This is a genomic window from Pseudomonas sp. HMSC065H01, from assembly GCF_001815235.1.
Taxonomy (GTDB): domain Bacteria; phylum Pseudomonadota; class Gammaproteobacteria; order Pseudomonadales; family Pseudomonadaceae; genus Pseudomonas; species Pseudomonas aeruginosa.
The window spans coordinates 445280-452656 of the sequence record NZ_KV819906.1 but is presented as its reverse complement, the minus strand read 5'-3'; the positions used below and the strand labels follow the sequence as shown (position 1 = coordinate 452656).

Below are 7377 nucleotides of genomic sequence, written 5' to 3'. Positions count from 1 at the left end.
GCCATGCTGGTCACGCCAGGAATCTTCAAGCGCTATGTCCAAGAGCATCCGGAGCTTGAAAAACTGGCCCAGGCCAAGGAAACGACCGGCTGGAAGCTGGTGCAGCGCGCGTTCGAGAAACAGGGTCTTCACCGAAAGACCAGTAAGAACCTGAACATCTGGACCATCAAGGTTTCAGGTCCTCGCAAGACAAAAGAGCTCAAGGCTTACCTGCTTCAGGATCCCAAACTGCTGTTCCCTGTACAGCCTCTGGACAACCCAAGCCTCACGGTCATCACCGATGCCGAAGGGGATGTCGAATGACGCCGCAGCAGCTCACCGAGGAGTACATCTTCGCGCACGATCTCCGAGAAGCCAGCGCGAAGATCTACCGCGCCGCAACCAAAGCGCTACTCAAGCACTTCGGCCCCACGGCAACCGTACAGGACGTGGATCACAGGGCCGTCCTGGGATGGCGGCGCAAGGTACTGGAACAAGGCCTGTCGAAGCGGAGCTGGAACACGTACTCGAACCACCTGCGCACGATCTGGGGCTACGCCATCGAGCACGAGCTGGTGACGCACTCCCAGGTCAACCCATTCCGAAAGACCACCGTGATTCCCCCCAGGCGAGCAAGCAAAACTGTCGCCGCCGAAGCCATCCTGCGCGCTCGCAGTTGGCTCAGCATGCAAGTCGGCGCCGAGCGCTGCACCGGCGATCGTGCACGCATCACTCCCGCCTGGTTCTGGCTTTGCACGTTTGAGGTCTTCTACTACACCGGCATCCGGTTGAACGCGCTGCTGTGCATCCGCAAGCGCGACATCGACTGGGATAATCAACTGATCCTCATCCGCGGCGAGACAGAGAAAACTCATAAAGAGTTCGTAGTGCCAATAACGGAGGGGCTTGTGCCTCACCTATCGCGGCTCCTGCAGGAAGCCGAGAAAGCCGGATTCGCCGATGACGATCAGTTGTTCAACGTCAACCGGTTCTCACCGCATTACAAGAGCAAGACGATGAACTCCGACCAGGTCGAGGCCATGTACCGGAAGTTGACCGAGAAGGTTGGGGTGCGGATGACCCCGCACCGTTTCCGGCACACCCTGGCCACCGACTTGATGAAGGCACCCGAGCGGAACATCCACCTCACGAAGTGCCTGCTCAACCACTCGAATATCCAGACCACGATGAGCTACATCGAGGCCGACTACGACCACATGCGTGCCGTGCTGCATGCTAGAAGCCTGGCCCAAGGCGCGCTGGAGAACGTCAGAAAGGTGGATTACAGCGGCTCTCCGCAAGCCTCTGCCAAACCGAAGCCATGCGGGCAACCTCTCGCTCGAGTGGGTGAAGTGCCGCCACCTGAGGCCAGGACAGAACCGTCAGAACCAAGGGAGCACACACAAGAGACAGGCATTCAGAGAGGTCCAACCTCGTGGGAAGCAGAAGCGGTACCACAGCCACCTGACACCTTCGAGCAAAGCGTGCTGTTCACTCTGATGGCTCAACACTTATCGAACCGTGCCGCCACTGCATCCGCGGTTCCCGCCGCAACAAGCGGATCTGGTGGAAGGGGATCTGCCGCCCGAGACAGTCTCGCCTAGCGAGACCTGCCCAGAGGGGCCGGCTGCCGGACGAAAAGGTAGCCGCGCGCCCAGCAGATCGCTAGGCCTGTAGGAAGAATCTGGAATTACCGAGAGCGCTTGGATTCCAGCGCCGGCATGCTGGCAGAGCGCCGCAATTTCACGGCTAAAACCGCAGTACCCTCTGTAATTGCTGATTACGTCGGGGGCGCATTGCTACGCCTGCAGAATGGTTTCAGGATCTTAGAAACAGAAAAGCCCACCTAAAAAGGCGGGCTATTCCATATTGACATCACGTCAATGCGGGCCTAATGTTCGGCCCAGACGGCTGCAAGGCTAGAACGGTGCAACACCCCCTTCCTAGACCTACGCAACTCGCCCCGTAGAAAATGGTGGGTCGTGTAGGATTCGAACCTACGACCAATTGGTTAAAAGCCAACTGCTCTACCGACTGAGCTAACGACCCAACGCGAGGCGTATAATACTGATTTCTAACGTAAAAACAACACCCCTCGTGAATTTTTTTCAGAAATATGGCGTCGGGTCGGAAATACCAGCCGCAGCGAAGCCATCCGCACGCAGCCGGCAGCTATCGCATTTGCCGCACGCACGTCCCTGCTCATCGGCTTGATAACAGGACACCGTCAGGCCGTAATCCACCCCACGCGCCACGCCCGCCTGGATGATCTGCGCCTTGGACAGATACTGCAGCGGCGCCTGGATGCGGAAGCCATTGCCTTCCACGCCCGCCTTGGTTGCCAGATTCGCCATGCGTTCGAAAGCCTCGACGAACTCAGGGCGACAATCCGGATAACCAGAGTAATCCACCGCATTCACACCGATGAAGATGTCACGGGCATCCAGGACCTCGGCCCAGCCCAGGGCGAGCGAGAGGAACACCGTATTGCGCGCCGGCACGTAAGTCACCGGTATACCTTCGCTAGGCGACTCGGGCACCGCGATGCTCTCGTCGGTCAATGCCGAGCCGCCCATGCCATTGAGGTCGAGCCCTATCACCTTGTGCTCGATCACGCCCAACTGCCGGGCCACGCGCTCGGCGGCCTGCAGCTCGGCGCGATGGCGCTGGCCGTAGTCGAAACTCATGGTGTAGCAGGCGTAGCCGTCGGCCTTGGCCATGGCGACAACGGTGGCGGAGTCGAGGCCGCCGGAGAGCAGGATGACCGCTTTCTTCTGGTTCATGATGAATTCCTCGTCTCAATGGCCCGGTTCGTCGTTCCAGAGAATCTTGTGCAGTTGCAATTGCAGGCGGACCGGCAGGTTGTCGGCCACGATCCAATCGGCCAGTTCTCGCGCGCTGACCTGATGGTGGCTCGGCGAGAACAGGACTTCACCGGCACGCTGGTCGAGGCGGTACTCGATCAGCTTGGATACCGCCCAGTCGTAGTCCTCTCGCGAACAGACGACGAACTTCACCTGATCGTTGTCGGTCAGCAACGGGATATTTTCGTATCGGTTGCGTCCGACCTCGCCAGATCCCGGCGTCTTGAGGTCGAGAACCTTGCTTACGCGCGGGTCGATCCGTGACACGTCGAGAGCCCCGCTGGTTTCCAGGGAAACCTCGTAGCCGGCGTCGCAGAGCCGTTCCAGCAGAGAGATGCAATTCGGCTGGGCCAGCGGCTCCCCGCCGGTCACACAGATGTAGCGGGGCTTGTAGGCGGCAACCCGCTCGAAAATGGCGTCCAGGCTAACGACGTCGCCGCCGCTGAAGGCATAGGCGGTATCGCAATAGTGACAGCGCAAGGGGCAGCCGGTCAGGCGCACGAAGACCGTCGGCAAGCCGGCGGTACGTGTTTCCCCCTGCAACGAGTAGAAAATCTCGGTGATGCGCAGGGTCTGTTGCATATTCAGCCACGGGCGTGACGACTGAACAGGTCGTCCGCCTCCGTTGCGGTAAATGAAGGAACGCCACGGGACGTATCCTGTCGTGGCGCTCGAAATCCCGGAAGGTCTCGCGTGGAGAGGCACGAAGATCAGCCGAGCTGAAACCATGCAGCTTCACGGGGGCGCCGATTCTAACGAAAAAACCCGCGACAGGCGCGGGTTTGTTCATCGGGAACGGGATCAGCGAAGGTTCTTGAGATCGCGCTGCGCCAGTTGAGCGGCCGAAGTGCCTGGGTACTGGGAAATGACCTGCTGGAGGATACCCTTGGCCTTGTCGTTGTTACCCAGGCGACGCTCGACGTCCGCCAGCTTGTACAGAGAGTCGGGCACCTTCTGGCTGCTGGGGTAGCTCTGGCTGACCCGCGCGAAGGCCTGGCCGGCACCTTGCAGGTCGCCCTTGGCCAGGTTCACCTCGCCGAGCCAGTACTGGGCGTTGCCGGAGTACTGGCTGTTCGGGTACTTGCGCAAGAAGGCATTGAACGCCTGGCTCGCCTTGTCGAAATCCTTGCTCTTTATCAGGTCGAAGGCCGCATCGTAGTAGAGCTTCTCCTTCGCCGGGTCGCCCGGCTCGCTGCTCGGCGCCGGTGCGTTGTTGCCTGCGGGAGCCGCAGGCGCCCCATTGGCGTTGATGGCGCCAGCGGGTGCGGAATTCTGTGCAGCGGGAGCGCCACCACCGGAAATCCGACGGTCGAGGTCCTGGTAGCGTTCCAGGCTTTCCTGCTTGAGCTGCTGGATCTGGTTCTGCTGCTCCTCGAGCGTGCCACGCAGGCGAGCCAACTCGTCCTGCATCTGCTGGAGCTGCATGAACAGTTCGCCCTGCACGGAGGTGGGGGTTGTCACCCCACCTCCGGCAAAGGCGCCGCCGGCACCTGCCGTGCCATACCCGGAAGGAGGAACGTTGCCGCCATTGTTGGCGGCAACGCCGTCATACACGGGAACTTCCGCCCAGGCCGCTAATGGCAGGCTGAGCGCGAGGAACGTCAGGACACGCAGGTGCTTGGGCATAACGACTTCTTACTTCTTCAGCTCGACGCGACGGTTCTGAGCCCAGGACTGCTCGTCGTGGCCGGTAGCGACCGGACGCTCTTTACCATAGGAAACCAGTTCCAGCTGGGCCGGCGAAACGCCCTGCAGCACCAGGTAGCGCTGAACGGCCTTGGCACGACGCTCGCCCAGAGCCATGTTGTACTCGCGGGTGCCGCGTTCGTCGGTGTGGCCTTCCAGCACTACGCGCTGACCGCTGCCTTTCAGGTCTTTCGCGTGTACGTCCAGAGCGCGCATGGCTTCCGGCTTCAGGTCGGAGCTGTCGTACTCGAAGTAGAAGGTGGTGATCGCACGCAGAGCGGCTTCGTCGCTCAGGCTGCCGTCAACGGCACCGCTGTTGGCGCCATAGCCTGCGTTCGGGTCGACGCCGCCATTGGCACCTTCACCGGAAGCATCGCCGCCCTTGGAGGAGCAACCCACAGCCACAGCCATGGCCAGAGCCAGCGCAGCAAATTTGCCGAATTTCAGCATTTCCATCATGTAACTCCTAATGAACCCCAGTGTATAAGTTTGTAACCGTTGGCGACCGTCAGTTCAGGTAAGGGGACCAGGAAGGCTCGCGCACATCGCCCTGAGCGGTAGGGAGAGGTATCCGTACGCGTCCGTTGATGGATACGAGCATCAGCACGCCCCGGTCCTGCTGGCGGGTGGCGTAGATTAGCATGGTGCCATTGGGCGCAACAGTGGGCGAATCGTCCAGAGTGGTGTTCGACAGCACCCGCAGATTGCCGCGCTGGAGGTCCTGGGCGGCGATCTGGAAGTTGGTGTAGCCCTGCTGGCGGTGGACCATTACCAGGGTCTTCTCGTCGGCCGAGAGTTTCGGGTTGGCGTTGTAGTTGCCGATGAAGGTTACCCGGTCCACGGCACCGCTGTTCACGTTCATCTTGTAGATCTGCGGCTTGCCGCCACGGTCCGAGGTGAAGTACAGGGTAGAGCCGTCCTTGCCCCAGAAGGGTTCGGTATCGATCGCCAGGTTGTTGGTCAGGCGGCGCAGTGCGCGGCTGCCAAGGTCCATGACGTAGATTTCCGGGTTGCCGTCGCGCGACAGGACGAAGGCCAGGCGGTTGCCGTCAGGGGAGAATGCCGGAGCGCCATTCAGGCCCTCGAAATTGGTGATCTGCTCACGACGGCCAGTATCGACGTACTGGATGAAGATACGCGGGCGCTTCTGTTCGAAGGAGACATAGGCGATACGGCGGCCATCGGGCGAGAAGCGCGGCGACACGATGGGCTCGCGCGACTGCAGCAGGGTCACCGGGCGGGCGCCGTCGTAGTCGGAGCGCTGCAAGGTGTAGCGGGTGTTGTCGACCGAGAAACGCTCGGCGGTGACATAGAGCATCTTGGTGGAGAACGCGCCCTTGATACCGGTGAGCTTCTCGAACGACTGGTCGGCGATGTAGTGCGACATGTCGCGGAGCTGATCGGTGCTGCCGGTCACGCTGCCGGTCAGGACCTGCTGCTCGGTGCCGACATCGAACAATGCGTACTGCACCTGCAGGCGTCCGCCGGCAGGCACGATGTTGCCGACCATCACGTAGTTGACGCCAACTGCCTTCCAGTCACGGAAGATCACTTCGCTGGCCTGCGCCGGCTGGCTGATCATGTTCTGCCGGGGCAGCGGCTCGAAGTAGCCGGAGTTGCGCAGGTCGTTGCCGATGATATTGGACATGTCTTCCGGCAACACGTTGCCCCCCTGGAAGCCGAACGGCACCACGGCGATGGGAATGGCACGGTCGTTACCGCTGGAGATCACCAGCGGGTCGGCAGCCTGCGCAGCACCTGCCACCAGGGCCAGGGCGAACAGCGCAATGCGAATCAGGGTACTCACAGACTCAAATCCTCCGGTTTAAAGATGATGCGGCGCTGACGATACAGGCTGTCGAAGGTAGCCCGCGGCAATTGCTGCATCTCGGGAATACGGCCGACGTTGCGCACCGCCGCCACCGCCGAACTGTCGAAAGGCTTGTCGCCACTCGAACGGCTGACGCTGGCATTGGTGATGGTACCGTCCGGCAGCATTTCGATCAGTACTTCTACGCTCATTCCATTACGCGCCGATGGAGGACGCCGCCACTGCTGGCTCACCAGGTTGACGATCAGGTCGTCGAGACTGCCGGTGACCTCGCTGCCCACCTCGTCGGCCAGGGCCTGCTGGCGCTCGGTCGTATCCGAAAGCAACTCGGCCAATGCCTGCGCCTTCTTGTCCTCGGCAGCCTTGCGGGCTGCCGCGGCAGCGGCGGCGGCCTTTTTCTTGGCGGCCTCGACGGCGGCTTTCTTCTTCGCCGCTTCCGCAGCAGCCTTCTTCTTGGCCTCCTCGGCCGCTTTCTTCTTCGCGTCCTCGGCTGCCTTTTTCTTGGCGTCCTCAGCGGCCTTTTTCTTGGCCTCGTCCTCGGCGCGCTTCTTGGCTATGTCAGCCTGCTTCTTCTGTTCGGCGGCCTTGGCCTCGGCAGCTTTCTTGGCTTCATCGGCCTTTTTCGCCTCGGCGGCTTTCTGGGCCTCGGCCTTTCGAGCCTCGTCAGCCTTCTTTTGTTCCGCCGCTTTCGCAGCAGCGACCTGCTGCTGTTCCAGCTTTTGTTGCTCGAGTTTCTGCTGCTCGAGCTTCTTCTGTTCGAGCTGCTCGACTTCGTATTGCTTGGAGGCGGTCTTCTTCGCCTCGCCAGCGATCTTCTGGTTGGTCTGTGTCGTCGCCTGGCTCTTCGACTTGAGCTGGTAGAGCGTGGCCTGCACGATCGGCTTGGAGGGAGGAAGCTCCGGAGCAAACGCCCAGCTGACGAACAGCATGGCGAAGATCAGAACGTGCAGGACCACCGCCAGGACGACGGGCCAGAAATAACTCTCGGAAGGCGAGCGCTCGAACTGTTGCTTCAAG

At 61.1% G+C, this 7377-nt stretch carries 8 protein-coding genes and 1 tRNA gene; 2 read left to right on the top strand and 7 right to left on the bottom strand.

What is annotated here, in order from left to right:
- Both HMPREF3014_RS22465 and xerC read left to right on the top strand, forming a co-directional pair.
- A partial coding sequence (locus tag HMPREF3014_RS22465; RefSeq protein WP_083323295.1) for a conjugal transfer nickase/helicase domain-containing protein occupies positions 1 to 303 on the top strand: 303 nt, incomplete at its 5' end.
- Complete coding sequence (gene xerC / locus HMPREF3014_RS22460) at positions 300 to 1583, top strand: site-specific integrase (RefSeq protein ID WP_003158137.1); 1284 nt, start codon at positions 300 to 302, stop codon at positions 1581 to 1583. The genes HMPREF3014_RS22465 and xerC, both read left to right, overlap by 4 nt.
- Positions 1584 to 1952: 369 nt before the next feature.
- Here xerC and HMPREF3014_RS22455 read toward each other — a convergent pair.
- The 7 genes from HMPREF3014_RS22455 to tolA all read right to left on the bottom strand — a co-directional run bounded on the left by HMPREF3014_RS22455 (position 1953) and on the right by tolA (position 7376).
- Positions 1953 to 2028, bottom strand: a tRNA-Lys gene (locus tag HMPREF3014_RS22455).
- Positions 2029 to 2087: 59 nt separating this feature from the next.
- Positions 2088 to 2762, bottom strand: a complete 675-nt coding sequence (queC, locus tag HMPREF3014_RS22450) for a 7-cyano-7-deazaguanine synthase QueC (RefSeq protein ID WP_003111415.1) — start codon at positions 2760 to 2762, stop codon at positions 2088 to 2090.
- Positions 2763 to 2777: 15 nt separating this feature from the next.
- Positions 2778 to 3425 carry a 7-carboxy-7-deazaguanine synthase QueE gene (gene queE / locus HMPREF3014_RS22445; RefSeq protein WP_009876031.1) on the bottom strand — a complete coding sequence of 216 codons (648 nt, stop codon included), beginning with the start codon at positions 3423 to 3425 and terminating at the stop codon, positions 2778 to 2780.
- Positions 3426 to 3644: 219 nt separating this feature from the next.
- Complete coding sequence (gene ybgF / locus HMPREF3014_RS22440; RefSeq protein ID WP_003120698.1) at positions 3645 to 4469, bottom strand: tol-pal system protein YbgF; 825 nt, start codon at positions 4467 to 4469, stop codon at positions 3645 to 3647.
- A 9-nt stretch (positions 4470 to 4478) separates the two neighbouring features.
- Positions 4479 to 4985 carry a peptidoglycan-associated lipoprotein Pal gene (gene pal / locus HMPREF3014_RS22435; RefSeq protein WP_003111417.1) on the bottom strand — a complete coding sequence of 169 codons (507 nt, stop codon included), beginning with the start codon at positions 4983 to 4985 and terminating at the stop codon, positions 4479 to 4481.
- Positions 4986 to 5037: 52 nt separating this feature from the next.
- On the bottom strand, positions 5038 to 6336 hold the full coding sequence (gene tolB / locus HMPREF3014_RS22430) for a Tol-Pal system beta propeller repeat protein TolB (protein ID WP_003086128.1): 1299 nt from the start codon (positions 6334 to 6336) through the stop codon (positions 5038 to 5040).
- Entirely contained in the window at positions 6333 to 7376 is a 1044-nt protein-coding gene (tolA, locus tag HMPREF3014_RS22425; RefSeq protein ID WP_003117096.1) for a cell envelope integrity protein TolA, read from the bottom strand. Before tolA ends, tolB begins: the two co-directional genes overlap by 4 nt.
- Between the last annotated feature and the right edge of the window lies 1 nt (position 7377).

Bases quoted from the DNA above. Each gene is read 5' to 3' on its own strand.
- xerC (WP_003158137.1), top strand. From the start codon at position 300: ATGACGCCGCAGCAGCTCACCGAGGAGTACATCTTCGCGCACGATCTC.
- queC (WP_003111415.1), bottom strand. From the start codon at position 2,762: ATGAACCAGAAGAAAGCGGTCATCCTGCTCTCCGGCGGCCTCGACTCC.
- queE (WP_009876031.1), bottom strand. From the start codon at position 3,425: ATGCAACAGACCCTGCGCATCACCGAGATTTTCTACTCGTTGCAGGGG.
- ybgF (WP_003120698.1), bottom strand. From the start codon at position 4,469: ATGCCCAAGCACCTGCGTGTCCTGACGTTCCTCGCGCTCAGCCTGCCA.
- pal (WP_003111417.1), bottom strand. From the start codon at position 4,985: ATGGAAATGCTGAAATTCGGCAAATTTGCTGCGCTGGCTCTGGCCATG.